Raw genomic sequence first — 25,643 nt, forward strand, 5'->3', positions numbered from 1 at the left:
GGTAGCGGACCGGTTCGGGTGCACTTGTCGCAATGACGCGACGCGGCGCGCGGAAAGGAAGTCACCATGAAGATCACTCGGATCATTGCGGTGCCGCTGGCGTGGGGTGGCTGCGTGGTCGCCGGCTTGGGTCTAGCGGCGTCGGCTCAGGCCGGCCCGTCCTATTGGCACTATTGCCCAGGGCACTGGGAGTACACGGTTCCGGTTCCGCCGGGGACGGACCTGAGTGTGTGCCACTGGTTTGCCGTGACAGTTACTCGCGGGCCGTCGGGCCCCGTCTATAACTTCGTCGGAGTCGACCAGTCGCAGGTGCCCCCGCCCGCGCCCGGTTTCCCGTGGCCGTGACTGTCACGTGCAGAGGCTGGGGGCGTCGCACACGTTGCCGGGGCAATAGATCGAGTGGGCCGCGTTGACCAGGCTTCCGACGTCTAACAACGTCACGCCTTTCGTGTCCAGGCGGGCGTGCAGATCGTCGGCGATCTGCTGCGGCGTCCAGCCCCAGGTGAGGTCGTAACACACGTCGTGCGCCTCAGCGATCAGTGCCTCTTCCGTCTTCGGCGGCCACGTGAGGCCGACGGCGCGCAGTTGCGCGAGGTATGCGTCATCCTGGGGGGTGGCGGCCGCACTGCCGGGGCTGCTCACAACCGCGGCGGCAACCACTACGGGTACAGCGATCGTGGCCAGCCTCCGAGGTGAGGGCATTGGTTCCCTTCCAATCTTCGTGGCGCGATCAGGCCCGTCGAAAGCGTGCCGCTGGAAAGTAAGACAGTCAGCAGAATAGCCAATGTTCGCACAAGCGGCCCGCCGAAATTCTGGGCGTGCGGCGCCGGGCTAGTCAGCGATTCCCGCCAATTCGCGTGCCACCGCATCGAATGCGCGCAACGTGTCGAGCATGTGCGGCTCATGAGAGTCCAGTTGGGTGGATAACTTGGCGGCGACCAGCTCCGCGGCGCGATTGACATAGATCATCTGACCGCACATGCCCTGGCACAGCACGACGTCGTTACCGGGATAGGGAAACCACATCTGGTTGCGATACATCCCGCCGGGCATTTCGTTGTCGTCGGGGCTGGCGGCGAATGCCTGTCGCGAGTCGGGCCCGCCGTCGAGGGTGTCCGCGATCCACGGCGCAGGCACCACTTGTTGGCCGGTCAACGAGACACCGTCGCGCAAGAGCAGCGAACCGAAACGGATCATGTCGGTGAGACAGGCACTGATGCCGCCGTCGAAAAACCCTGTGCCGCCGGCATCTACGCCGATCGTGCCGTCGCATTGGGCCCCGATGCGGCTCCACAGCAGTTCCGACATCAGTTCGGGCATTCGCCGGCCGCCGGCGACCTCGCAGATCCAGCCCAGCACATCTGTTTCACACGAACGATATTCGAACGGGCCACCGTGAGCGGACTTTCGCCGCAAGGTCAACAGGAACTCTTGCAGCGTGCCGGGAGAGCCTGGGCCGATCCTGGGCGCCCAGCCCACCGCCTGGTCGAGAAGATGTATCTCCGCGGCCGGATCTTGATAATTCTCCGAAAAGCACGGCCTGCGAGAAACCTGCTGACGGCGCGAATCCCGATAGCGTTGGCCGTTAGCCCCAGTAGGCGAAGCTACATGTGGGCCGTGGTTCACTCTTCAAGGCGACGAGCTTGTCGCCATCCATCATGATCGTGCAGGTGAGGGCGACGTCCCCGCCGTCGGCGCTGACCTGCGACTCCACTTCGTTGTAGACCGAATACTGCTTTTCCCACGGCAGAGGCACATTGGGCTCGGTCTGCTCCGGGCCTCCGTTGATCCGGTACCGAATGGTCACCGGGGTATTACCGCCACTGACCCTCATGACCGCCGTGCCGACCGGCTGGCCGGTGGGCGCCGTGGACGTCGACACCGGTGGTGACGACGCGATCTGCGAGGTGGTGCCCCCACCGCTGGTGGTATGTACCGCCTGTCCGGAGGTGCTCGTGGTGCATGCCGTCGGGGCAATCCCGGCCGCTGCAATGCTGACGATCGCCGCGACGGCACACCGACTCGAGCGCATGCCCAAAGCCTACGATGAGCGGCCCCGAGTCGGGAGCAAACCATGCCGCCACATGATCCGGATCTCGCTCGCCGTCACACGCTGATGCCCTGCGTCGTCATCAATGAGGAAGAGAAGGAATTGTCGGAAGGGTGAGAATGATGGATCGCTTGAATACGGTGGCGCGGTTCTACTTAATCGCCGTGACGGTGATTGCGGCGGTCGTCACCGCGGGGATTGGGATCTGGTGCCTGATCGAGCCGCAGTCGTTCGCCGATGCGGTGGGCTTTGAAGCGCACCGTCACTTCTTGCACGACGTGGGCGCATTCCAGCTGGGCCTGGGCGTCACCCTGCTTCTTGCTCTGATCTGGTCCGACGCATTGGCCACCGCGCTCGCCGGATTCATCGTGGCGAACACCGTGCACACTGTCAATCACGTTATAGATCTCGACGTGGGTGGTTCTGCCGCGCAGGCGTGGGCGCTCGGTGCGGTGTCTGTGGTGCTGATCTTGGCGTTCGCGTTGCGGCTGCGGCAACTCGGCTATGTGCTGGGAACCGTTGGCACGGCGGCCCATTCGGCATTGGCACCGTTCGTGCGGCAGAAGACGATCTCGCTCACCACCTTTCGTAAGAACGGCGACCCGGGCTCTAGTCCTGTCAGCATCGTGGTGGACGGCGATCGCGCCTACTTTCGCAGTTTTGAGCGGGCAGTCAAAGTGCGCCGGATTCGGCGCAGTCCGAGGGTCGAGATTGCGGCGGCAACGGCATCCGGCAAAGTCACGGGACCACCGATGCGTGGCACCGTACGCCTGGTAGACGGGGATGAGTATGCGGACGCGGGACGCCTGCTGCGGCAAAAGTATCCGATCCTGCACGGCTTGTTGGTGCCGCTGGCACACCGGCTGATGCGGTCGAAGTATGGCCGCACCATACACGTTGAGTTGACCCCGGCATCGGAGTTCGCCCGCGCCGACTAAAGGTGACGTGCAGCGAAATCCGCGCCCTGACCCGTCATTCCGTTAGCCGCGTACATGGTGTGCGCGATGCCGGGTGGCCCCGGAGGGGCGCCATTGCAAATCGTGTCATCCGGGGCGCACAACTGAATGGTCTTGGCCGCGTACAGGGGACCAATCGTGATGGGCGGCGCGCCGGCGTCGCGTAGGAACTCATTGGACGGAGTTCCGAACAGGACTACCGCGGCCACATGATTAGCCACCGCGGGCGGCAGCGGCTGCGGTACGTAGGACACGAACTCCTGTGGTATTTCCTTGGGCACAGCGGCCGACGTGACGAAACCCGCCAGGGCTGCACCTTGGGAGTACCCGCCAAGCACCACTTTGGTGTTCGGACAGTTCGACGCGGTGGACTCGACGTGAGTGCCCGCGTCCCTAATCCCGTCGACAAAGGTTCTCGCGAAATCGACGCCGCCGTTGAAGTCGCTACTCGCCTCGTAATTGACCGGATAGACCCCCACCGACCTGCCGCCCACTCGCGACCCGAGCGCGTCGACGAACGCCTGCCCGACCCCGCCAACCCCGGGTGGCTCGCCGGTACCGCGGGCAAACACGACTTCTACGTCGGGGCATGGCTGCGCGGAGGCCGCTGGGACGGGTGCGCAGATCATCCCGGCCCAGGCTGTCACTGCCGCACTAGCGAGAAGACAAATGGATCGTAGCGAGCTCATGCCTGCGAATGCCCAGACGCCATTGCGCCGAAACCAGGGCCTGCCTGGCGACAGGGACTGAGACCAACGAAGTCGACGCGATGAGTTTCGTCCTGGCTTGCAGTCTGTATCCGCAACGCACCCCATTCGAGGAGACCATCAATGACCGCCACCTATACCTTCGACGTGTTCTCCAGTGTCGACGGCTTCGGCGGGGTGAGCGGCGGCGATTGGGGCGGTTACTGGGGCAAGCAAGGCCCAGAACTGCTCGCCCGTCGCCTCGGGCTGTATAGCGAGAGGCAGCGAATGGTTCTCGGCGCCAACACATATCGGCTGTTCACCCAAATGATGGCCGCGAGTTCCGAGGATTCCGATGTACGCGACCCGTGGGTCACGCGGATGCGGCACCTCCCGGCGACGGTGGTGTCAACCACGCTGGATGGGCCTCCGGACTGGCCCGATGCGACGATCGTGAGCGGCGACGCCGTCGATGTCGTCGCCCGACTCAAGGAGCAATCTCACGTGCCGTTGCGCTCGCACGGCAGCCTGTCGATGAACCGGGCGCTGATGGCCGCAGGCCTGGTCGACCGGGTTCAAGTGACGCTTTTCCCTGTCATCACCGGCCGAACCGGTGATGCGCCGATTTTTCGCGGGGCGGCGGACTTCGACCTCGAGTTGATCGACAGCCGAACGCTAGATGGCAATATTCAAGAACTCACCTACCGGCCGACCCTGCATGCCTGAGCGCAGCGCACCACCCGGCGAGGCGGTTTTTGAGTTACTGCCCTTTCCAGACGACCTTGTCCGTTCCTCCGGCGTCCCTGTAGACGACACTGTCGGGGTTCGTGCCGTTGCGAACGTCGAAGTAAATGCGCCCCGTAACCGGGCTGCCAAGGGGGAGTGGGCCCTCAGGAAGCCCGTCGGTTTGGTTGCCCTTCATCACCGCGAACGTAGAGCTGTTGACCGCCCGGGCGTTGAAGTCGGCAATGTTCGGAGTTGCATTACCGCTGACACCTTTGGCCGTGACGTCGGAGTACCAGATACCGTCGTTGTGGCCGCTGGGCTGCAGGTTGCTCACGGTGTAGTCGATGGTTCCGCCATTACTGGAGAGCTCTGCCATCTGGCCAAATTGCAGCACTTGCGGATCGGCGAATGCCGGTGTCGCCGCGAGGATTCCGGCCGCCGCCAACACAGCCGTCGCTGCTGTTGTTTTCGATGCAATTTGTGAGAACGCCACGTCGGGCTCCCTTCGTGAGGCGCCGGCTATCCAGCACCGGCAACTTGAGAATGGTTTATCCAGAGCTCGGCATTTCAAACCCGATATCGACGCAATTTGCTTCCCTAAGCCATTCTTTTGTGAACTTCTCACCGGCGGAGGTAGAAAGCGGCAGGTGATTCTTCGCAACAGCCGACATGAACACGCGGCACAACATCGCTCCGATGATTTCCCCGAGCCCCGGTGACCCTTACTCAGGTGCTCCGGCTCGCTGTCTATCACCACACTGTAAGTTCGTTCGGAGCCACGAAGACCGTGACCGCCTGCGCCACTCAAGCGGTTCGGCTTTTGCCCCGGCCGGGCGTTGAGGCCCAGCCGGCAACTTGATCCACACCACACAACGCGAGAGGAAGCGCATGAGAACGATCGCATACCGCCACGCGGCAGTCGTCGGCCTGGCCGCCTTCGCGCTGATCACTGTGGGCTGCAGCAATGGCAAGACCGTCGACGCGTCGGCATCGCCTCAGGCCGGGACGCACGCCACCTCTGCGTCTGCCACCCCAGCAGCGCCCACCGAGGTGAAAATCGTCGGGGAGCGCGACGTCGAGGTGACCCTGACCGGCCCGATCGCAGCCAAGTACGCGTCGGCCACCGAGGATCAGAAGCGCGCTCTCGGCAAGCCGCTGACGGGTGACCGCAACGCGGGGAAGCGGGAGAGCGGCGTCGTATTTCAGCAATTCCAGGGTGGCGCGATCACCGCCAAGAACGACGAATCCGGCACGCCCGCATATATCATCCTCGGCAAAATCCGGGAGGCCTGGAATATTCCACGCGACCCGGACGGCACGCCTGCGCCCACCGGCACCAACGGTTCGGCAGGCCCGCTGGGCTTGCCCATCAGCGACCAAAACGCCGTCGGCGATCTGCTCGTGTCGAACTTCGAGCACGGCTCGATCGGCTACAACCCGACGACCGGCCAGGTCCAAGTGACGGTAAACGGCAAAAACGTTCCGTCCGGGTTATAGCCCGAATCGAGCGTTCGACCGACCGCGCGACAATGCCCACGGAAGGCGAACCTAAGATTTAGAATCCGCACGACGGGTATGCGCAGTCAAGCGGCATCGGCCGCGGCCGCCCGTTAGATCGGAGCCACCGTGATCATCCTCGGCATCATCCTTCTCGTTGTCGGCTACTTCACCGGGATCAGCATTCTCTACACGATTGGCGGCATCTTGGTCGTCGTCGGCATCATCTTGTGGATTTTGGGCGCGGTGGGCCGTCCCGTCGCCGGCCGAAAAGTGTGGTTTTGACGCGTCGCGTGACTTCAGCCGCTGGGGCCTGAAAGGGCGGATACTGGCTGGTCACCAGCCATCTTCAGGCCTCGCGATCGGTGCGTCCTACTTAACATAATGTCGCTTATCGGTAGACGCTATAGCCGAGTTCGGGCAAGCCAACTCCATTGACGGGTCGTGGCCGACCCATCGCGACGTCGCCCACCGACGACCCCCCGACAGCTCGGCTAATCCTGGGTTCGAGCGGGCCGGGCCGGTGCGTGTCGGAAAGGACATACGAGGCGTCACGCCACTGGGGCCGACGCGCGCGTGCAGCGGGCGTCCGTTTGCCCCTCCCGGCTTTCCGCTGACACCGACATCAATACGTCACAGTGACGAATAGCTCTGACCCGCATGGACTTTGGCACGTCGCGACGGCCGGCCCAAACCCGCGCCCAACGTTGCTCCGGCGCGTAGCGAGCACGCCGAACATCACTGACCATGGACGGCATGACGGCGATGTCGCGAGCCGGCGAGGCGAGAAGGGCAATGCACCAACCCCCGGGACCCCCATTCCCCTCCCCGCCCATCGCCGTCAATACGTCACTGTGACGAATGCGCTTGCAGCGCAGGGATATTGGGCTGCGCGGTCGGCCCGCGTCTAGTTCGGCCGGTGCCCCCGCCGCCTGGAACGCGCGCGGCGGTGCGTGTCAGTCGACCAGAGATAGCCGCAGTCCGAGCACTGCAGGTGCACCAGCGTGCCCCGGTTGCTCAGCAGATACTGCCAATGCGTGTCGCAGTTTCGACTGCTTCGGCACTCACCACATTTGCTGCCGTGATCGCAGCACGGGCACGGCAGCCATGCGCGGCGGCTGCGGTCGGCGGTCGGATCAATCGGAAACACGAGCTGTCGTCCGTTCTGGAAGTACACCTTCGCGGACCAACTCGTCGTAGATCCGCTGCTGCTCGTCATCCAGATTCGAGTACAGCATGTCGTTGGCCTTCTGCTCCTCGGCGAGCACTGCGACGGGGTCCCAGTCGTCACCTATCGCTTCGAGCACAGCGCTGCGCCGGCGTGCCTCGTCGAGGGTCAGGTCATAGGCAAACTCGAGGTCGGCCATCTCGCTCCCAGCCAATAGATAGATATGCAAACGAACGGTTAGGATTCCCTAACTGGCGCCGGTCACGCTATGACCTGCGTCACTGTCGGCGGTTGAGGTGCGTCACACTCGCGCGCAGATACATGCGCTACCGACAATCCCTCAACCGCGGGTTGAGGTGAAAGGCGACGATCGCGAGTCGCGGGGTTTTGCATGGCGCAACCCGACCGGCGGGCTCCCCTACCCCTCCCCGCCGATCGCCACCAATACGTCACTGTGACGAATATCATTGCAGCGCAATGCGATCGATGGCGCATCGCTGCGGATACGGTGTCAGGCGGTGTGCGGCGGGAAGTACATCTCTTGCTTCACCGTGCACACCAGTTCGCCGCTGCGATTGAACATCGTCCCACTCGCCAACGCCAACGAACCGGCGCTGCTCGGTGACGACCGGTCGTAAAGAAGCCAATCCGATAAGTCCGCCGGCGCGTGGAACCATACTGAATGATCACGCTGGGCTGACGCCCCGACACCACCGCGTGCGGTATATGCCGGTTCGGTCAGCGTCACCGCCGACAGGTAAGCCACCAGGCTGGCGGTCAGCACAGGATCATCGGGAACCTCGCCGTCGGGTCGCCACCACATCAGCGTCCGCGCGGGTGGAGCCTCCTGTGCGCCGATGGTTCGGCGCTCGAACCAGCGCAGGCTCGACCAGCGCCCTCGGGTGCTCTCATCGGACTCGGCCAGGTGCGGCGCAACCCACGGCAGCGACGCTGGGCTGGCAGCTTCGGGCATGGGTGATTGGTAGGCGACCAAACCGGGTGCGGTATCGGCTACTTTGAATGACGACATCGCTTCCATCAGAATTCTTTCGTCTTGGCGCGCCGTGACCCGTCGCGCCGAAAACGTACGACCTTCCTGCAGGTCAACAACCTCGAAGTCAACCGGCCGACGCGAATCGCCAGGCCGAAGAAAGTACGTGTGGACGCTGTGCGGTGCGCGACCCGGCGCCGTGTGGCTTGCCGCCAACAATGCCTGAGCCGAAATATGGCCGCCGAGAATATGGTTGGCGGGCGCGCCCAATTGCTGCCCGACGAAGAGCCACTGGTCGACCCTCTCGAGCTCCAAGGTGGCGAGCACGTCGCCCAGCGAAGATGACATCACCGACGTATCTTGCCGGATCGCGTCTCACGCGCTGATGCGCCGGTACACCTGTAGCCGCCTTAATGCCCGCGCCGCCGCCGGCCCCGTTGCCGGCTGCAGTGCCCGGTCGAGTCTGGCTCGGACGATGTCGGTGTCCAGGTCCATCCCGATCGCCACCAGGCAGTTGGCGGTAGTCCCCGGCGGCGCCTTCCGAATGTCGATTGCGTCACCGACCAGGTTGACGACATAGTCGTGCACGGTTGTGCGGTGCTGCACGGCCACAATGCCTTTCAGCCTGAACACCTGCGGCGGTGCGTCTTCGAGAAGGTCCAACAGCGCTTCGGGGTCGACACAACCGGGGCTGCTGACTGTGACCGCGTCAGCATGGACGTGGTCGGAGTCGTGGTGGTACCCCGGTGCCAGGTCCAGAAACGAAAGTTGCCCCACATCGGCGTCGGTGGCAGCGGCGTCGAAAAGCAGCTCTGGGTCTATCCGCCCGGCCGTTGCACCCACGACGTGTATTCGCGGGTTACGTTGCTCCGCACGCCGTGCGACGCGTTGCACCACTGCCGACCGCGCGTTCTGAGGCACCCGGTCCAGCTTGTTGACCACGATCAGCGACGCGGCGCCGTAGCGCAGGGGCGGCACCGTGCCGCAGTCAATGGTGTCAAAGTGGTTCACGGCATCTACGACGTCGACAAGGCCGCCTGCCCGGACCCCGCGGATCTGACTGAAGCCGATGATCCGCGCAATCGCCACCGGATCGGCGAGGCCGCTGGCCTCGACCACAATGGCATCGAGGCGGCGAGCCGGATCGGCAAGCTTGATGAGTGCGTCATCGAGGCCGCCATCATCGGGCAGGCAGCAGATGCAGCCTCCGGCGATTGAAGCCGGCTCGTCGACCTGGCCGGCCACCAGGCCGGCGTCGATGTTGATGTCGCCGAAGTCGTTGATTATCACGCCGATCCGCGTGCCCGGATGACGCAGTAGGTGGTTGAGCAGCGTCGTCTTACCGGCTCCGAGATGGCCTGTCAGCGCGATGACGGGTATCGCAGTCAAAGCTTTGCCCTCCACATCGGCATCCGGATATTCGATGCTAACCGTGGTCCCGGACACAAAGCTCAAGGCCGACTCAGTCAGCGCCCACTATAACAGAGCGGTTGCTCTGTTATAGTGGCCTCGTGCCCCGCCCGCGCGTACATGATCCCGACGCCGTACTTGACGCCGTCGAGAACCTGGTGGCGCGATCGGGCCCCACTGCGGTGACCATCCGAGCGATCAGCGCGGCGGTGGGTGTGTCCAACGGCGCTGTGTATCACACGTTTACATCGCGGGGTGGGCTGATGGGACAGGCTTGGCTACGGGCGGGTCAGCGATTTTTGGCGGTGCAGACTTCGCTGGTCGACGACGCACTCGCCAGCGGCGACCCGGACGGCCCCACCGAGGCCGTGGTGGCCGCTGCCGACGCTGCGGTGGCGTTTACCGAGCAGCATCCCGGCTCATCAACGCTCGTGCTGCGCGTGCGCCGCGAGGAAGTGCTCGCCGCCGACGTTCCCGACGATGTTGCCGATCAGCTTCGACGTCTCGACAAGCTTCTCGTGGCATTAATGGTGCGGCTTGCCGTTGCGGTCTGGGACCGCAAGGACGCGGCGGCGGTCGACGCGATAACCAGCTGCGTCGTCGACCTGCCGACCGCGTTGCTGCTGCGCCGCGACCGGCTGGGGAGCGTCACCGCACGCGCGCAGCTGCATACGGCGGTACGCGCCGTGCTGGCGGTCGGACCCGCGACCCCGACGACGAACCTTCGTAACTGCAAGCGCAACTCAAGAGGAAACACATGACCGTCACATTGGACTACGCCGACAAAATCGCCATCGTCCGCCTGGGTGAGGACGAGAACCGTTTCTCCCCTGCGTTTCTGGATGACGTCGATGATGTGCTCGGCCAAGCCGTCGCAGATGGGGCCGAAGGGCTGATCACAACGGCCAGCGGAAAGTTCTACTCCAACGGCCTGGACCTGGAATGGCTAGGCGCCCACACAGATCAGGGGGAACAATACATCGGCCGGGTACACCAGCTCCTGGCACGCGTGCTGACCCTTCCGCTGCCCACCGCGGCCGCCGTGGTGGGCCACGCATTCGGCGCCGGAGCGATGCTGGCCATCGCGCATGACTTTCGCGTGATGCGTGAAGACCGCGGGTACTTCTGTTTTCCCGAGGTAGACATCCGCATCCCGTTCAATCCCGGCATGGCCGCGCTCATCCAGTCGAAACTCACGCCGCGCGCCGCGATCGCGTCGATGACTACCGGCCGACGCTTCGGCGGCCCCGATGCGGAACACTTCGGCATCGTCGACGCCACCTGCGCCGAGGGCGCGGTCACCGACACGGCCCTCGACATGGTGCGCCCGCTGCAGGGCAAAGATTCAGGCACGCTGGGCGCGATAAAACAGACCATGTTCGAAGGCGCGGTGCGCGCGCTGGTCGATCAGAAAAGCGGGTCGCACTAACCGCTCATGGACAGGGAGTCGGTTCCTGTATGGTCGGATGTCTGCCGGCTCAAGGGAACAGAGGGCATTGGATGGCAAACAGGCTCCCCGACAACGCCTTCACGTCTCCTCAAGTGTTGGATCCCGGCCTTCGCAAGGTGGCGCGATTCGTGCCTCGCGGTTACGCGTTGCACCGCGGCCTGAAGTTTCAGCGCGCCGTCATGAACCTGATGGGCAATGCGGGACGTATCCGCAGCGTGCCGGTCGCCGTCGTCAACGAGCACGTCAGTGTGCGCCTGCATCGCCCGGCCGGCCTTCCCGACCGCGCACCCGCACTGCTGTGGATCCACGGCGGCGGAACCATCATGGGGCACGCGGCACAGGACGATAAGTACCTGCGCAAGCTGTCCGGCCGCACCGGGTTCGCGATTGCCGCGGTAGAGCACCGGTTGGCGCCCGAACATCCCTACCCGATACCGGTCGAAGATTGTTACGCGGCCCTGCTGTGGCTGGCCCGCCAGCCGTGGGTTGACCCCGATCGAGTCGCTATCGGGGGGGCCAGTGCCGGAGGCCATTTCGCGGCCGCGGTCGCCCAGCGAGCGCACGACCGCGACGACGTCCACCTCACCTTCCAAATGCTGGTCTATCCGATGCTCGACGATCGCACCGGCACCAAGCGCGACGGCCCCAGGCGCATCATGTGGACCGAATCCGACAATCAACTCGCCTGGCAGTGGTACCTCAACGGGGCCGATCCCGAGGAGGCCGCACCGGCGCGCCGAACGGATCTGTCGGGCCTGCCGCCCGCCTGGATCGGGGTGGGAACGCTGGACCTCTTCTACCAGGAATGCCTGGAGTACGCGCGGCGCCTGCGTGAGGCGGGCGTGCCGGTGCACGAGGAGATTGTTCCGGGCGCGTTCCATGCGTTCGATCAGATCGCCGAGAAGGCACCGATATCGAGCAGGTTCTTCGAAAGCCAATGCGACTATTTGCGGGGCGCCCTTACTCCCAGCGGATGATCGCGGTCAACGGGCGGATCCTTTTGCCGAGGGTAATCGAATCACGTTGTGCACAAGCGCCTTGACGTCGGGCATGGTCGCAATAGCACATGGCCGTCGTCGCCCGACCCCTCTGGGCGATATTCGCTGAGGACCAGCATGCACACCGACCGCGAGTTTGAATGCGGCACCTTTTGTCTGCAAAGTGTGCACAAGGTGCAACTATATGGTGTATGGCCAATCCCGTAGGGCTACGAGAGCGCCGTCGCCGCCAGACGAGCGCCGACATCCGCGACGCCGCGGTGCGTCTCACGCTGGAACGCGGATTCGACAAGGTCACGGTCGACGAGATCTGCGCGGAAGCCGGAATCGCCACCCGCACGTTCTTCAACTACTTTCCCAACAAAGAGTCCGCCCTGGCCTATGGCCCCTCGGACATACCCCCCGCGCTGGTGGCCGATTTCGTCGCCGCCGGGCCCGCCCCTTACTCGGTAGTGCTGGCGGAGCTGATCACTCTGGCGGCCCACCACCTCCGCGACGTGCCGCCGCAACGCGAACACGCGGCCCACATGCTGGAACTTGCCAAAACCTCTCCCGCCGTGTTGGCCGCGTTCCTCGCCGACTTGGAGCGGTTTCAAAACCAGCTGACCGATATCATCGTGCGTCGCCAGGCGATGAAGCCGGACGACGAGATGGCGGCGCTGATCTCCGCGCTGGCGCTCACGGCGGTTCGGTCCGGCATCGAAAAGTGGGCTAGCGGCAAGGCAGACGAAACGGCCGACACGCCGATGCCCTATGTTGAGCGTGCCGCCGCGCTGGTGAACAGCATCTTCACAAAGTGACCTGAAACACCAGTAGCAAATGTTGCATACACTGCACGATATGCACATTATGTACTATGCGCTGGTGGCGGTACCCGGGAACGCTTCAGCAATCAGGTGAGCCGGGTGCCGATGCCGGGGACGTCAGCCGGTGTGGGTGGCAGCATTCACCGCGCTTGACGGCCCAGCGCGCGCGAACCGTAGCAATCGACGTACTTCGTTGAGCAATGCGACTGTGTGGGGGCTCACCCGTCCACGACCTCCGGTCGCGCAACCGCTGATCCGCGTCACGACCGCGTGATGGGGAAGGGACCACCTAGGTGCAGATATCGAGACTTGTGCGCAACGCCTGGTTGCCACTGCTGATCGTGGCGGTCGTGGTGGTCGGCGGTTTTGCGGTCGTCAGGGTCAAATCGTTTTTCGGCGCCCACGACACCGGCATCATGACCAGCCCTCGGCTCGATGATTCGAAGCCTTTCAAGCCCAAGGTCGTCAAGTACGAGGTCTTCGGCTCGGCCAGCCAGGCCAACGTGAACTACTTGGACCTGTCCGCCGACCCGAGACGCATTGACGGAGCGCCGCTGCCGTGGACGCTGGTCTTGAGCACCACCGCCCCGTCGGTCTTCCCGAATCTTTCGGCACAGAGCGACGGCAATTCGCTCGGCTGCCGCATCACCATCGATGACGAAGTCAAGGCCGAGAACATGACCCAAGGCGTGCACGCCCTGACCTTCTGCTTGGTGAAATCCGCATGAACACAACAATCGACGACACTCGCACCGACGCCATCCCCGTCGTCAAGGAGCCCGTGCACGACAAAATCCCCAGGATCATCCGCACGCTCGCCGTGCCGATCATCCTGGGCTGGATCGCGATCATCGCGGTGCTCAACGTCGTCGTTCCCCAGCTGGACGAGGTCGGCAAGATGCGTTCGGTCTCAATGGCGCCCGACGATGCGCAGTCGGTGGTCGCGACCAAGCGCATGGGTGCGATATTCAACGAGTACAAGTCCAACAGCTCGGTGATGATCGTCCTCGAGGGTCAGAATCCCCTCGGCGCCGACGCTCACACCTACTACGACCAGATCGTCAAGAAGCTCGACGCCGACACCAAACACGTTGAGCACGTTCAGGACATGTGGAGCGATCCGCTGACCGGCGCGGGTGCGCAGAGCAATGACGGCAAGGCGGCCTACGTCCAGGTTTACCTCGCCGGCAATCAGGGCGAGGCGTTGGCGAACGAGTCGGTGGAATCCGTCCAGCAGATCGTCAAGAGCGTGCCGCCACCCAAGGGCGTCAAGGCATATGTGACCGGACCCGCGGCGCTGTCAGCGGACCAACACGAGGCCGGCGACCGCAGTCTGCAGCTCATCACATTAGCCACGTTCACCGTGATCATCGGCATGCTGCTGTTGGTCTATCGGTCGGTCATCACGGTGCTGTTGACGCTGGTCATGGTGGTGCTCGAGTTGTCTGCCGCGCGCGGAATGGTCGCTTTCCTGGGCTACTTCAAGCTCATTGGGCTTTCGACGTTCGCCACAAACCTGTTGGTCACGTTGGGAATCGCGGCGGCCACCGACTACGCGATCTTCCTGATAGGCCGATATCAGGAAGCCCGCGCTATCGGGGAGACCCGCGAAGAGGCGTACTACACCATGTACAAGGGCACCGCGCACGTGGTGCTCGGGTCGGGCTTGACCATCGCCGGCGCGACCTTCTGCCTGCACTTCACGAACCTGCCGTATTTCCAGACGTTGGGTATTCCGCTCGCCATCGGCATGGTGGTCGTGGTCGCAGCGGCGTTGACCCTCGGTGCGGCCGTCATCGCGGTGGCGACCCGTTTCGGCAAGACGCTCGAACCGAAACGGACGCAACGCATTCGCGGGTGGCGCAAGATCGGCGCGCTGGTCGTCCGCTGGCCCGGCCCGATCCTGGTGTTGACGATCGGTGTGGCGCTGATCGGCCTGCTGACCCTGCCCGGCTACCGCACCAATTACAACGACCGCAATTACCTGCCCGCGGATCTGCCTGCGAACGAGGGTTATGCGGCGGCGGACCGGCACTTCTCGCAGGCTCGGATGAACCCCGAAGTGTTGATGATCGAAAGCGATCATGATCTGCGGAACTCGGCGGACTTCCTGGTGATCGACAAGATCGCCAAGACGGTCTTCCGGGTGCCGGGGATCGGCCGCGTGCAAGCCATCACCCGCCCGCAGGGAACGCCTATCGAGCACACCTCGATCCCGTTCCAGATCAGCATGCAGGGCGTCACCCAGCAGATGAACCAGAAGTACCAAGAAGACCAGATGGCCGACATGCTGCACCAGGCGGACATGATGCAGACGACCATCGACAGCATGCAAAAGATGCAGAGCATCACGGCGCAAATGACCAATGACATGCATCAGATGGTCAAAAAGATGCACGACATGACCATCGACATCAACGAATTACGCGACCACATGGCGGATTTCGAGGACTTCTTCCGCCCCATCCGCAGCTACCTCTACTGGGAAAAGCACTGCTACGACATCCCCGTGTGCTGGTCGTTGCGCTCGGTCTTCGACGGTCTGGACGGTATCGATACGATGACCGACGACATCGAGAGCCTGCTGCCGATCATGGATCACCTCGACACGCTCATGCCCCAGATGGTGGCACTGATGCCCTCCATGATCGAAAACATGAAGGCCATGAAAACCACGATGCTGACCATGTATTCGACCCAGAAGGGTCTGCAGGACCAGCAGAACGAGGCGCAGAAGAACTCCAACGCCATGGGCAAGGCGTTCGACGCCTCCAAGAACGACGACTCGTTCTACCTACCGCCGGAGACGTTCAACAACGCCGAGTTCAAGAAGGGCATGAAGAACTTCATCTCCCCCGACGGCCATGCCGTGCGCTTCATCATCAGCCATGACGGTGATCCGATGTCGCAGGAAGGCATTTCGCACATTCCGTTGATCAAGAAGGCCGCCTACGAAGCCTTGAAGGGCACGCCGCTGGAAGGCTCGAAGATCTATCTCGCGGGTACCGCGTCGATCTACAAGGACCTCAGCGACGGCAACACCTATGACCTCTTGATCGCCGGAATCGCCTCACTGTGCCTGATTTTCATCATCATGCTGATCATCACCCGTGGTGTGGTGGCATCGGCGGTCATCGTCGGAACCGTCTTGCTCTCGCTGGGCGCGTCGTTCGGGCTTTCGGTACTGATCTGGCAGCACCTCATCGGCATCGAGTTGCACTGGATGGTGCTCGCGATGTCCGTCATCATCCTGCTGGCCGTCGGCGCCGACTACAACCTGCTGCTGGTGGCGCGGTTCAAGGAGGAGATTCACGCCGGCCTGAACACCGGCATCATCCGGTCGATGGGCGGCACCGGCTCGGTGGTCACGTCGGCGGGCCTGGTGTTCGCCTTCACGATGATGACCATGGCTGTCAGCCAGCTGACGGTCATCGGCCAGGTCGGCACCACCATCGGGCTGGGTCTGCTGTTCGACACCCTGATCGTGCGGTCGCTGATGACGCCGTCCATTGCCGCGCTGCTGGGCAAGTGGTTCTGGTGGCCGCAACGGGTCCGTCAGCGCCCGGTTCCGTCGCCCTGGCCCCAGCCGGCCAAGCGGCCCGAATCGGTAACCGCCGCTACGTAACCCAGTCCGGCTGCGCGTCGGTCTCGACGTTGGAGAAGTCCTTGTGCCCCAGGCCGGCCGTCGTGCCGCCGTCGACGACGAATTCCGAGCCGGTGGAGTAGCTGGACTCGTCGCTGGCCAGATACACCACGAGGTTGGAGACCTCCACCGGTTGGGCCGCCCGGCCCAACGCCGTCTGGAAGAGGTCGTCGGGCACCCAGTCCGTCATCGGTGTCTTGATAAGCCCCGGATGGATCGAGTTCACCCGAATCCCGCTGGGGCCCAGTTCGAGTGCGGCCGACTTGGTCAGTCCCCGCACGGCGAATTTGGTCGCGGTGTAGCCGTGGCAGGCGATGGTGCCGGCCATGCCTTCGATCGAGGAAATGTTGATGATCGATCCGCGACCCGCTTCCTTCATGGGTTTGACCACGGCGCGGATACCGAGAAATACGCCAGTCAAGTTGATGTCGAGGATGCGCTGCCACTCCGAGAGCGCGTAATCCTCCAACGTGCCGATGTTGATGATCCCGGCGTTGTTGACGAGCACGTCGATGCGGCCGAACTCGGCCAGCGCGGTCGCCACTGCCGCGTCCCAATCCTCGGGCTTGGTCACGTCGAGGTGCAGGTACCGGACCGCGTCGCCGACCTCCGCCGCCACCGCCTTGCCCTCGTCGTCAAGGATGTCACCGAACACCACCTTGGCCCCCTCGGCGGCAAGTGACCGCACGTGCGACGCACCCATCCCCCGTGCGCCGCCGCTGATGAGGGCGACCTTGCCCGCCAACCGTTCTGCCACTGCGTATCTCCTGTCGTGAGGGTTCGTCTAAGCACCATACGTACCGGTGGCTGTGTATGACCAGAGTCAGAAAGACGCGACTCGCGGTACTGAGCCGGGCGATTTTTGCGCGTCAGGAGTCGTACGCGCGAAGCAACGCCCGCGTGCGCGCCCGGCCCTCCGGCGACGGATCGAACGCCGCCGCAACGTACTCGTCGACGCCCGCGGCGCGCAGTTCGTCGAGCCGGCCGCGGACCGTGTCCTCGTCGCCGATGATGGCGGCGTCCTCCGGCCCCGAATAGCCCTCGCGGTCGAGCATCGCGCGGTACGACGGCAGCTGGCCGTAGATGGCGAACTGTTCGGCCGCCTGCTTGCGTGCAGCGTCGACGTCGTCGGTGACGCTGACGGGCAACGACGCGGCGACGCGTACCTGGCCGTCACGTCCGGCATCGGCGGCGGCCTGGCGCAGCGTCGGCCCGACGTGCCCAGCCAGCGTCGCGGGTCCGGTCATCCAGGTGCACGTGCCCGACGTGCGTCGGCCCGCGAGCTTGAGCATTTGGGGACCCAGCGCCGCGATGTATACCTCGGGCCGCGGCGCGCCCGAAATCATCAGCGCGCCGCGAGTGGTCACCGTCTCCCCCACCGCGTCGGCGCGTTCACCAGCCAGCAGGGGCAGTAGCCCGTCGAGGAATTCGTTGAGCCTGCGCACCGGCTTGTCCCACGGGATGCCCCACATCCCCTCCGTGACGGCCTGATGTGTCATACCGAGCCCGAGCGTGAACCGGCCGCCCGACGCGAGGCTCACCGTAAGGGCACGCTGCGCCATCTGCATCGGGTGCTGATTTTGGATGGGCACGACACCGCTCGCCACCTCTATCGTGTCGATCTCATGCAAGGCGACTGCCAGGATAGTGAGAAGGTCTGGCTCGTAGGGCAATTGGCTCATCCACACGCGTTTGAAGCCTTCATCGCGAAGCATCGCGAGGTTGGCGATCGTTGCGTCGATCGGCGATTCACCGCCCGATCCGCTGAGTTGCCCGAACATGGAAACCTGCATGGCCACACGCTCCTTTGCGTCACTCCCGCGGCTGTCGTCGTCCAACTCTACGGCCAGGCCTACCTGACTGGCGCCGCGCGTTCACAGCAGCGGAGCAACCCATCGCAGCCTGGTGCCCCCGCCAGAGGCTTTACCCACATTGAGGGCGCCACCGGCTGACTCCGCCCGTTGACGCAATGTCATCAGGCCGGCCTCCGTGATGTCGTCGGGTAAGCCTTTGCCGTTATCGACGACGTCGATGCACAACTCGTCGGCAACCTCGATGGCAATGGTGAGCTTGGTCGCGGCGGCGTGCCGTACCGCGTTTGTGATCGCTTCCGTGACAACAGCTTCGGCTTCTTCGGCCAGCGCACCCTCAACCACCGAGAGCGGACCCTTGTACTGAACGGTGGTGGCCAGATCTTCTGACAGTCGGCCGATCACTTCATCTAAACGCTGGCGTAATCCGGTGACATCGGTGGGTTTACGACGCAGGTCGAAGATCGCCGTGCGAAAATCTTGCACGACCGCGTGAAGATCGTCGACCGCGGTGTTGAGGCGCTCCCGCACGTCGACCGAACGTGCCCGCATGATGGTGCCCTGGAGCGCGAGGCCGACAGCGAAGACGCGCTGGATTGCATGATCTTGCAAGTCCCCGGCGATGCGGTCACGTTCGGCGAGCACTTCGGCCTGGGCGCGGTTCTCGGCGAGCTCGGCCTGGAGTGCCAACTGTTGGGTGATATCGCGGATGGCCGCCGATACCATCACGCCTTGCTCGGTCTGCAGTGGGCTAAGGCTCACGTCGACCGGGAACACTGTCCCGTTGCGACGCTGTCCCCAGAGCTGCAGACCCGCCCCCATGCGCCGCGCCGCGGGCTTGTGGAAGAAGCCGGCTCGATGCCGTTCGTGGGCGTCGCGCAGCCGGGGCGGGATCAGGATCTCGATTTCCCTGCCGAGCAAATCTTCGCGCTGATAGCCGAACATTTGGTCGGTGCGGGCGTTTGCGAGCATGATGCGCCCGTCGGGCCCGACGATAACCATCGCGTCGGGGGCCGACTCCAGCAACGCATGAAACATGGTTTCGGCTCGCTGGTGCTCGGCGGTCACATCCCGCATCACTTTCGTGAACCCGGTGAAGGCGCCCGTGCCGTCCTTTATCACCGCCAGCACCACTCCGGCGCGAAACCGTTGACCGTTCTTGCGCACCCGCCAGCCGTCGAACTCGATGCGTCCCGATTCGCGCGCCCCAGCCAACTCGCGTTCGGCCAACCCGGCGGCACGGTCCTCGTCCGTATAGAACATGGACACAGGTTGATCCAGCGCTTCGGCCACCGAGTGGCCCATCATCGCCTCTGCGCCCGGGCACCAGCGGACCACGTCACCGTTCGCATCGAGCTGAATGATCGCGTAGTCGGTGATCACATCAACCATTGCGTCAACGTCAAATAGACGCTCCCGCAAGCTCTTGTTGAGTAATGTCGCGCTCAGATAGCGTTCGGCGCTGGGCGATGTCATCAGGGCCCTCTCTCGTTGCCTCGAGCTCCAAAGATGCTACCGTCCGGACACACGCATGACTTGGGAATTCCCATCCGCCGCCTCGGAAATCCGCCGTTCGGAGCTCTTCCCCGGCGCAACGAGGTCCGTCATTGAATCGCGATGTCTGACATGCCGTTCACAGCGCTGCCTTGGCTTTCGACGGTCCGGGCTGCGCGGTGCCCGCACGCCGAATTGCTCGACCGGCCCGTACCAACCGCTCGACACCATGTTCAATTCCACGGGCCAGCGCATCGATGTCTGGTGCGGTGTCGTAGTCGGCGGTGATGCCGAAGTTGAATTCATCGGCGTAACTGACCATCGCGATGCCCGTGCGCAACTGAAGAGCGATCGGAGGAATGGGCAGGATCTCCAGCACCCGACGCCCCATCAATCGCTGCTGTCCTCGCGGACCGGGAACGTTGGTGGCCAGGGCGACGACCGCTCGCTGCGGCAGTCGCATCAGCAGTCGGATCGTCCACGCGGAGAACGCGAACGGGACACGCCTGACCGCTGAAACCACAGCGTTCCCGCCTTCGCTCTGGCCGCTCGCTTTGGCTCGGATGAGCCGATCATGCACCAGCCGCAGCTGCTTAACCGGGTCTTCCTCGTCGACCGGCAAGAGCGGCAACATGGCCGAGACCCGGTTGTCGGGGACATTGAACTGGTCGGCCGAGCGGACCGAAACCGGAACCAGCGTGCGCAGTGAGTTGTGTCCCGGCTGCTCACCGCGTTCGAGCAGCAGCGTGCGGTAGCTGCTGGCAATCGCGGCAAGCGCGACGTCATTGATTGTCACACCGAATTGCTTCGCTACCTTCTGCATGTCCGCCAAGCGGACCCGGGCGGCGCTGTATCGGCGCATTGTCGTCACCCGTCCGTTGAGTGACGATTCCGGGGCGGGGACAAGCAGACTGGCCGCTAGTTCGGCCGCCCCCACCGCAATATGCTCGACGGCGGCCGCCGCACCGATGGCGCTCCGTCCGAACCCACCCACCCAGTTCAACGGGTTGAGGCTCGGTTTCGCCGAACTCGGCTCGCGCCCGGCCGACCGCTGAGTTGCGTGAATATTTTTGGCGAAGCTGCCGGCCGTGTCATCGTCGCCGAACTTCGCCATCAATTGCGTTGCCGCGATGCCGTCGGCAATGCAGTGGTGAATCTTGGTCAGCACCGCCCACCGGTCGTCACTGAGCCCTTCGACGAGCCAGCAATCCCACAGTGGCCGTTCGCGATCTAATCGGCGCTCCATCAAAGACGCGACCATCTCGAACAGTTCGGTATCGCCCCCGGGATGCGGAAGCGCTAACCGGTGAACATGCCGCGCGATCTCAAAGCTGGGGTCGTCGATCCATTCGGGCGGACGCAGATCGAGTGGATGAGTCCGCAGCATTTGCTTGAATCGCGGAATTGCCGGCGTCCGTTCGGCAACAGTCGAAACGAACTCGTCGTAGCTGGGGGCCGGACCCTCCACGATCGACACAGCGCCCACCGCGAGACTCACGTGTGGGTCGGAGTCTTCGGCCTCGAGGAAACCCGCATCCAAGGCGGTTAGTTGCTCCATTCCGTCCCCTTCCGGGCCGGTCTTTCTGATGCAGAGACCGCGTATGTGGATGGTGGTTGGCGGTAGACAGCGGCGCCGCCAGTAGCGCCGGCACCAGCAACGACGAGAAGGATTTGAGCGCCGGTGGGTGACGTGTCGGCGTGCTGTCCGAATGCTGCCGCCAGCGCCGCGGTGTGCATACGCGGGTCGTCAGCGACGATGATCTTGTCGATCGGCACCCCGAGCTTGTCCCTGAGCAAGGTGTGGTATCCGTGGCGCGAGGGCGCCGCGACTATCATGTCGATATCAGCCAGTCGCGCCGATTGGGCTTCGAGGCACGCACACACCGCCGTTGCGGCCGCGCCGGCGAACCGCTCATCCATCTCGCCCGACTGGTCGAACCGGAGAACATTGCGCGAGTCGGCGAATCCCACTGTGGCGGTGAAGCTCTGCGTTTCTCCCATCGGCTCTTCAGCATTCGACCACGACACCGGACTCAAACCGTAGTCCTCGTCGGTCCACCGACACAGCAGCGCGGCACCGGCGGCCGAAAACGGGAAGCGCTCGCTCATTCCGTGTCCGGGATCGGCATCGCTGGCGACGATGAGTGCCAGGTGGATGGCACGTGAACTCAGAAAGCCATCGACAATCTGGAGCGCGGTGAGCACCCCGCAAGCGCCGTTGGCGATGTCGAAGGAAAATGTGCCGTGGGCGCCCGTGTGCGGATCTTCGGGATTCGCCCCGATGTCGTCTTGGATCAGCGCCGCCAATGCCGGTTCTCCGAGATTCCGGTCGCGATAGATGCCCGCGTTGACCACGAGATCGAGTTCGTGGGGATCGCGGCCGGCTAGCTGCAGGCAGTCCTTCCCGGCGGCCGTGGCCAGATGCAGCGCGCTGTGCCGGCCACGCCACCGCGGGTGCGCGATGGCCACTCGATCAATGATCGTGCCCATACTGGCTCACCAATCCCTCGTCCAGGGTCATTAAGACCACGCCGATTTCGAGCCCTGACGCCAGTGCGAGCAGGGCGATCCTCTCCCCCCCCGCGATGCGGCCCGCTTCGAGTTCCTCGACAAGGGCCACCGTGTGCGTCGTGGATGCCGTGTTGCCATATCGATCGACGGTGATCACGGCGTCATGGCGGGGGCTGTCGCCGAATGCTTCCGACATTCGTGCCATTCCTTTGCGGATGGCACGCGCCGAGGTCTGGTGCGTGATCACGTGGTCGATGTCGTGAATCGAAATGCCCACGGCATCAAGGACTTCGTGGAGCAACAGCGGTGTGTCGGCGATCGCGGCGCGCTGGATGGCGCGGGAATTCGTGAACATCCGCGCACCTGGATCGTGCCCCTGCGGATACGCCAGGCAGAGCCTGCTGTAGTCCGCGACGGTGGTGAATCCGGCCAGGGTGATGCCGGCTGAGCCGACGGGCGCCCGCTCGAGGAGCAGAGCCGCCCCGGCGTCGCCCAGGGTCAGGCACGCCAATTCTTTACTCATGATGTTGCGGATGTGGCGTGCCGCGTTGTGGCTCAGCTGCGAGATGTATTCGCCGCTGACCACGAGCCCACGCTCGACGATCCCCTGCCGAATCCAGTTGTTCAGTATCGTCACTCCGGTGAGCATCCCCGCACACGCGTTGGACACGTCAAAGGTCATCGCTTGCGGAGCGCCGATCCCGCGGGCCACGGCACTGCTCATCGTCGGCTCGAGCCATTGAGTCAGGCCACCACGAAATTTTGTGATACTGCAGCTGATTACCACGTCGAGCGACCCCGGATCGTGTTGCGCCCTGGCAAGGCAGTCGATCGCTGCCGAGGTCGCAAGGCTGTACGAATCTTCCTCGCCGACAGAGATTCGGCGTTCGTGGATTCCGGTCAGCCGTTCCAGGTCGATGTGCGTCCGATGGCGCGTGGTGGCCATCAACTCGTCGGTCGTCAGGTGCGTCGGGGGCAGGTGCCTGCCGGCACCCGCTAAACGGGTGACGTATGGTGCCGTGGCGCCCTCCCCGCAGGCGTCCATCACCAGCCAATGCCGCGGCATCGGTCACGCCTGGTTTCGGGGCGTGGTCCAGCTGCTGGCGGATGCCGCTTCCAATAACAGTCGCCGTTCGGCGGCGGCAACCGCACGCCGAGTGGCCGCGACCGCATCGGGGTTGACCGACACCGAGGTGATCCCCATCCTGACGAGATGCTCGGCAAAAGCGGGGTTGGTCGAGGGCGCCTGGCCGCACAGCGATGACGTGATGCCGTGCTTGCGGGCTGTCGCAACAATGCGGCCGATGGCGTCGAGGACGGCCCCGTCCGACTCATCGAACAGCTCGGCACAGATTTCGGAGTCGCGATCGACCCCCAGGATCAGCTGGGTCAAATCATTGCTGCCGATGGAGACTCCATCCACGCCGAGTCCGATGTATTCGGGCAGCCAGTACATCACCGAGGGCACCTCGGCCATCACCCACCGATGCAGGCCACGCTGGGAACCCAGCGGACTCATGTCGACGAGAGAAAGGCACGTTTCCAGTTCCCACCGGGTCCGGACAAAGGGGATCATGAGATGCACGTTCGGATTCCGTTCACGCACCCGCGCCAAGGCCTGGAGCTCCAGGCCGAACAGGTCCCGTTCTTTGACGTATCGATAACACCCGCGGTATCCGATCATCGGGTTGTGCTCCACGGGTTCATAGGCCTCACCACCCTGCAGTCCGCGGAACTCGTTGCTACGGAAATCCGTTGCACGGTAGATCACCGGCCGGTTCCCGAAGGCCGATGCGATGCGACCGATCGATGTCGCGATGGTCTCGATGAGAGCGAACTGCTCGCCGTGCGCGATGAGATCGCGGGGGTGCCTGCCGGAAAGCGCCTGGGTGAGCAGGAATTCAGCTCGCAGTAGTCCCACGCCGTCGACATCTTGGGCCGCGACCGCTTCCGCGGAGTCGGGGATCGCAAGGTTGACGTAGATTTTGGTACCGGTTGTCTCGACGCCACCGGTCGTGACCGCCGGATGCTTGGCAACCGAAACTTGCAACTGCGGGCCTAAACTGCCGGCGCTGACGTTGCCGCTCGAGCCATCGACGGTGACGGATTGACCGTCACGCAGAACGGTTGTTGCATCGCGGGCGCCCACCACGCAGGGAACGCCGAGTTCGCGCGCCACGATGGCCGCGTGACAGGTCATACCGCCGGTCTCGGTCACCACTGCCGCCGCGCGCCGGATGGCGGGCAGCCAATCCGGATTGGTCATCGGGGCCACCAGAATCTCGTTGTCCATCAACCGGTCGCCCTCTTCCGGGGTACGGAGGACTCGAACGCGTCCGGAAGCAGATCCGGGTGCCGCCGGTAGACCCCGTACCAGGACTCCCGTTGATTCCGCCTCGTCGGGTGCGTGTGTGTCCAGCGTCGTGATCGGCCTGGCCTGGACCAACCAGACCTTGCCGGAAGCGACCGCCCATTCGACGTCCTGCGGGCAACCATGGTGCGCTTCAACGGCAATCGCCAACTCGGCAATGCGGCGCAACGATATGTCGTCGAGGACTCGCGCTTGAGCCTGTACGGGGTCCAATTCCACGATGACGTCGTGTCCCTCGGGACCGCGCTCGATCTTGAAAGCCTGGTAACCGACCTTGACGTCGACCACGTCCATCGTCATTTTGTCGACGACGTAGGTGTCCGGCTGAACCTTTCCGGACACCACGACCTCGCCAAGCCCGAGGGCGGCTTCGATAACGATGTGTTCCCGGTCCCCCGTGCTCGGGTCGGTGGTGAACGCGACGCCTGACTGCTCAGACGCGATCATCTGCTGAACGACGACCGCCATCGCGGGATCGGCGGCGAATCCGCGGCTGGCCCGGTAAGTGACGACCCGGGGGCTGAACAACGAAGTCCAGCAGGTGGTAACCGCCTCGAGGAGAGCGATTTCCCCTGTCACGTTGGTCACCGTCTGGTTCATTCCGGCGAACGACGCGTCGCGGCCGTCTTCACCTGTCGCCGAAGAGCGCACCGCCACAGTACAGTTCGGGCCCAGCGCACGGTAGGACTCGAGCAGCTGATCACGGACGTCTTGACTCACACCCGCTTTCGTCACCAGGGTCCGCAGGCGTTGACAAAGCTCAGCCAGGCGGGCGGCGCTGTCCACCTGCGTCAACGCTTCGCGATGTAAGGCGGCGAGTTCGGTATCGACCCCGCCTGCCTCCATCGAAGCCAAGTAGCTACGCCGCATCAACACGAAACCCGGCGGCACCGGAAGGCCTGCGGCGACCAACTCACCCATGTTGGCACCCTTGCCGCCGGCCTCATCCGCGTCCGATAGGCGTAGCGTCGCGATGTTCGAAACATACTTGTCGGTAAGGGTTTCGGTTGACATGTCTAGCCTTTCTCAATCTGGTTTCGCTGCGTCGGCAGGTAGGCCGCCTGACGCCAGACAT

At 63.9% G+C, this 25,643-nt stretch carries 26 protein-coding genes and 1 pseudogene; 12 read left to right on the plus strand and 15 right to left on the minus strand.

Annotation, left to right across the window (positions count from 1 at the left end; translation table 11 throughout):
• Positions 1 to 66: 66 nt before the first annotated feature.
• Positions 67 to 345 carry a hypothetical protein gene (locus AC5Y4H_RS06690; RefSeq protein WP_499979659.1) on the plus strand — a complete coding sequence of 93 codons (279 nt, stop codon included), beginning with the start codon at positions 67 to 69 and terminating at the stop codon, positions 343 to 345.
• Positions 346 to 348: 3 nt separating this feature from the next.
• On the opposite strand, the gene AC5Y4H_RS06695 is transcribed toward AC5Y4H_RS06690, so the two are convergent.
• The 3 genes and pseudogenes from AC5Y4H_RS06695 to AC5Y4H_RS06705 all read right to left on the minus strand — a co-directional run bounded on the left by AC5Y4H_RS06695 (position 349) and on the right by AC5Y4H_RS06705 (position 1,807).
• Entirely contained in the window at positions 349 to 702 is a 354-nt protein-coding gene (locus tag AC5Y4H_RS06695; RefSeq protein WP_499979661.1) for a DUF732 domain-containing protein, read from the minus strand.
• A 129-nt stretch (positions 703 to 831) separates the two neighbouring features.
• A pseudogene (locus AC5Y4H_RS06700) lies at positions 832 to 1,533 on the minus strand (serine hydrolase domain-containing protein); the annotation flags it as partial.
• A 52-nt stretch (positions 1,534 to 1,585) separates the two neighbouring features.
• The gene (locus AC5Y4H_RS06705; RefSeq protein ID WP_499979933.1) at positions 1,586 to 1,807 is read right to left on the minus strand and encodes a hypothetical protein; all 222 of its coding nucleotides are present in this window, start codon (positions 1,805 to 1,807) and stop codon (positions 1,586 to 1,588) included.
• A gap of 25 nt (positions 1,808 to 1,832) precedes the next feature.
• Here AC5Y4H_RS06705 and AC5Y4H_RS06710 point away from each other — a divergent pair, with 25 nt between their 5' ends.
• Both AC5Y4H_RS06710 and AC5Y4H_RS06715 read left to right on the plus strand, forming a co-directional pair.
• A complete protein-coding gene (locus AC5Y4H_RS06710) occupies positions 1,833 to 2,117 on the plus strand; it encodes a hypothetical protein (protein ID WP_499979974.1) in 285 nt (94 codons plus the stop codon).
• A 52-nt stretch (positions 2,118 to 2,169) separates the two neighbouring features.
• On the plus strand, positions 2,170 to 2,988 hold the full coding sequence (locus tag AC5Y4H_RS06715) for a PPOX class F420-dependent oxidoreductase (RefSeq protein WP_499979663.1): 819 nt from the start codon (positions 2,170 to 2,172) through the stop codon (positions 2,986 to 2,988).
• On the opposite strand, the gene AC5Y4H_RS06720 is transcribed toward AC5Y4H_RS06715, so the two are convergent.
• Positions 2,985 to 3,695 (minus strand): cutinase family protein, encoded by a 711-nt coding sequence (locus AC5Y4H_RS06720; protein WP_499979665.1) that lies wholly within the window; start codon positions 3,693 to 3,695, stop codon positions 2,985 to 2,987. The two genes, AC5Y4H_RS06715 and AC5Y4H_RS06720, sit on opposite strands and share 4 nt — an antisense overlap.
• A gap of 141 nt (positions 3,696 to 3,836) precedes the next feature.
• Between AC5Y4H_RS06720 and AC5Y4H_RS06725 the strand changes: the two genes are divergently transcribed.
• Positions 3,837 to 4,418 carry a dihydrofolate reductase family protein gene (locus AC5Y4H_RS06725; RefSeq protein WP_499979666.1) on the plus strand — a complete coding sequence of 194 codons (582 nt, stop codon included), beginning with the start codon at positions 3,837 to 3,839 and terminating at the stop codon, positions 4,416 to 4,418.
• A 34-nt stretch (positions 4,419 to 4,452) separates the two neighbouring features.
• Here the strand turns inward: AC5Y4H_RS06725 and AC5Y4H_RS06730 are convergent, their stop codons facing one another.
• Positions 4,453 to 4,911 (minus strand): MPT63 family protein, encoded by a 459-nt coding sequence (locus AC5Y4H_RS06730; RefSeq protein ID WP_499979667.1) that lies wholly within the window; start codon positions 4,909 to 4,911, stop codon positions 4,453 to 4,455.
• Positions 4,912 to 5,306: 395 nt separating this feature from the next.
• On the opposite strand from AC5Y4H_RS06730, the gene AC5Y4H_RS06735 reads away from it, so the two are divergent.
• Both AC5Y4H_RS06735 and AC5Y4H_RS06740 read left to right on the plus strand, forming a co-directional pair.
• On the plus strand, positions 5,307 to 5,915 hold the full coding sequence (locus tag AC5Y4H_RS06735) for an LGFP repeat-containing protein (protein WP_499979935.1): 609 nt from the start codon (positions 5,307 to 5,309) through the stop codon (positions 5,913 to 5,915).
• 129 nt (positions 5,916 to 6,044) lie between these two features.
• Positions 6,045 to 6,200, plus strand: a complete 156-nt coding sequence (locus AC5Y4H_RS06740; RefSeq protein ID WP_499979669.1) for a hypothetical protein — start codon at positions 6,045 to 6,047, stop codon at positions 6,198 to 6,200.
• Between the two features lie 851 nt (positions 6,201 to 7,051).
• On the opposite strand, the gene AC5Y4H_RS06745 is transcribed toward AC5Y4H_RS06740, so the two are convergent.
• From AC5Y4H_RS06745 to AC5Y4H_RS06755, 3 genes are all read right to left on the minus strand, one after another.
• Positions 7,052 to 7,282: a DUF6400 family protein gene (locus AC5Y4H_RS06745; RefSeq protein ID WP_499979670.1), complete on the minus strand. Its 231-nt coding sequence runs from the start codon at positions 7,280 to 7,282 to the stop codon at positions 7,052 to 7,054.
• A gap of 312 nt (positions 7,283 to 7,594) precedes the next feature.
• Positions 7,595 to 8,422, minus strand: a complete 828-nt coding sequence (locus AC5Y4H_RS06750; RefSeq protein WP_499979937.1) for an acyl-CoA thioesterase — start codon at positions 8,420 to 8,422, stop codon at positions 7,595 to 7,597.
• 27 nt (positions 8,423 to 8,449) lie between these two features.
• Complete coding sequence (locus tag AC5Y4H_RS06755; RefSeq protein WP_499979939.1) at positions 8,450 to 9,463, minus strand: CobW family GTP-binding protein; 1,014 nt, start codon at positions 9,461 to 9,463, stop codon at positions 8,450 to 8,452.
• A 122-nt stretch (positions 9,464 to 9,585) separates the two neighbouring features.
• Between AC5Y4H_RS06755 and AC5Y4H_RS06760 the strand changes: the two genes are divergently transcribed.
• The 6 genes from AC5Y4H_RS06760 (at position 9,586) to AC5Y4H_RS06785 (ending at position 16,363) form a co-directional block, all read left to right on the plus strand.
• Complete coding sequence (locus tag AC5Y4H_RS06760; RefSeq protein WP_499979671.1) at positions 9,586 to 10,245, plus strand: TetR/AcrR family transcriptional regulator; 660 nt, start codon at positions 9,586 to 9,588, stop codon at positions 10,243 to 10,245.
• Positions 10,242 to 10,913, plus strand: a complete 672-nt coding sequence (locus AC5Y4H_RS06765; RefSeq protein WP_499979674.1) for an enoyl-CoA hydratase-related protein — start codon at positions 10,242 to 10,244, stop codon at positions 10,911 to 10,913. Before AC5Y4H_RS06760 ends, AC5Y4H_RS06765 begins: the two co-directional genes overlap by 4 nt.
• Before the next feature lie 71 nt (positions 10,914 to 10,984).
• Positions 10,985 to 11,911, plus strand: coding sequence for an alpha/beta hydrolase (locus AC5Y4H_RS06770; RefSeq protein ID WP_499979676.1), 927 nt, complete (start codon positions 10,985 to 10,987; stop codon positions 11,909 to 11,911).
• Between the two features lie 212 nt (positions 11,912 to 12,123).
• Positions 12,124 to 12,732 carry a TetR family transcriptional regulator gene (locus tag AC5Y4H_RS06775; protein ID WP_499979678.1) on the plus strand — a complete coding sequence of 203 codons (609 nt, stop codon included), beginning with the start codon at positions 12,124 to 12,126 and terminating at the stop codon, positions 12,730 to 12,732.
• Positions 12,733 to 13,031: 299 nt separating this feature from the next.
• On the plus strand, positions 13,032 to 13,466 hold the full coding sequence (locus AC5Y4H_RS06780; RefSeq protein ID WP_499979679.1) for an MmpS family transport accessory protein: 435 nt from the start codon (positions 13,032 to 13,034) through the stop codon (positions 13,464 to 13,466).
• A complete protein-coding gene (locus AC5Y4H_RS06785) occupies positions 13,463 to 16,363 on the plus strand; it encodes an MMPL/RND family transporter (RefSeq protein ID WP_499979680.1) in 2,901 nt (966 codons plus the stop codon). Before AC5Y4H_RS06780 ends, AC5Y4H_RS06785 begins: the two co-directional genes overlap by 4 nt.
• Here the strand turns inward: AC5Y4H_RS06785 and AC5Y4H_RS06790 are convergent.
• The 7 genes from AC5Y4H_RS06790 to ppsA form a co-directional block, all read right to left on the minus strand.
• On the minus strand, positions 16,356 to 17,138 hold the full coding sequence (locus AC5Y4H_RS06790; RefSeq protein ID WP_499979682.1) for an SDR family oxidoreductase: 783 nt from the start codon (positions 17,136 to 17,138) through the stop codon (positions 16,356 to 16,358). The two genes, AC5Y4H_RS06785 and AC5Y4H_RS06790, sit on opposite strands and share 8 nt — an antisense overlap.
• A 112-nt stretch (positions 17,139 to 17,250) precedes the next feature.
• Positions 17,251 to 18,174 (minus strand): TIGR03564 family F420-dependent LLM class oxidoreductase, encoded by a 924-nt coding sequence (locus tag AC5Y4H_RS06795; RefSeq protein ID WP_499979684.1) that lies wholly within the window; start codon positions 18,172 to 18,174, stop codon positions 17,251 to 17,253.
• A gap of 81 nt (positions 18,175 to 18,255) precedes the next feature.
• On the minus strand, positions 18,256 to 19,668 hold the full coding sequence (locus AC5Y4H_RS06800) for a PAS domain-containing sensor histidine kinase (RefSeq protein ID WP_499979686.1): 1,413 nt from the start codon (positions 19,666 to 19,668) through the stop codon (positions 18,256 to 18,258).
• 157 nt (positions 19,669 to 19,825) lie between these two features.
• Positions 19,826 to 21,244: a WS/DGAT/MGAT family O-acyltransferase gene (locus AC5Y4H_RS06805; protein WP_499979688.1), complete on the minus strand. Its 1,419-nt coding sequence runs from the start codon at positions 21,242 to 21,244 to the stop codon at positions 19,826 to 19,828.
• Complete coding sequence (locus AC5Y4H_RS06810; RefSeq protein WP_499979691.1) at positions 21,232 to 22,176, minus strand: 3-oxoacyl-ACP synthase; 945 nt, start codon at positions 22,174 to 22,176, stop codon at positions 21,232 to 21,234. Before AC5Y4H_RS06810 ends, AC5Y4H_RS06805 begins: the two co-directional genes overlap by 13 nt.
• The gene (locus AC5Y4H_RS06815) at positions 22,160 to 23,263 is read right to left on the minus strand and encodes a 3-oxoacyl-ACP synthase III family protein (RefSeq protein ID WP_499979693.1); all 1,104 of its coding nucleotides are present in this window, start codon (positions 23,261 to 23,263) and stop codon (positions 22,160 to 22,162) included. Before AC5Y4H_RS06815 ends, AC5Y4H_RS06810 begins: the two co-directional genes overlap by 17 nt.
• Before the next feature lie 3 nt (positions 23,264 to 23,266).
• Positions 23,267 to 25,582 carry a phosphoenolpyruvate synthase gene (gene ppsA, locus AC5Y4H_RS06820; protein ID WP_499979695.1) on the minus strand — a complete coding sequence of 772 codons (2,316 nt, stop codon included), beginning with the start codon at positions 25,580 to 25,582 and terminating at the stop codon, positions 23,267 to 23,269.
• Between the last annotated feature and the right edge of the window lie 61 nt (positions 25,583 to 25,643).

This window comes from Mycobacterium sp. NGS58 (genome assembly GCF_059812385.1).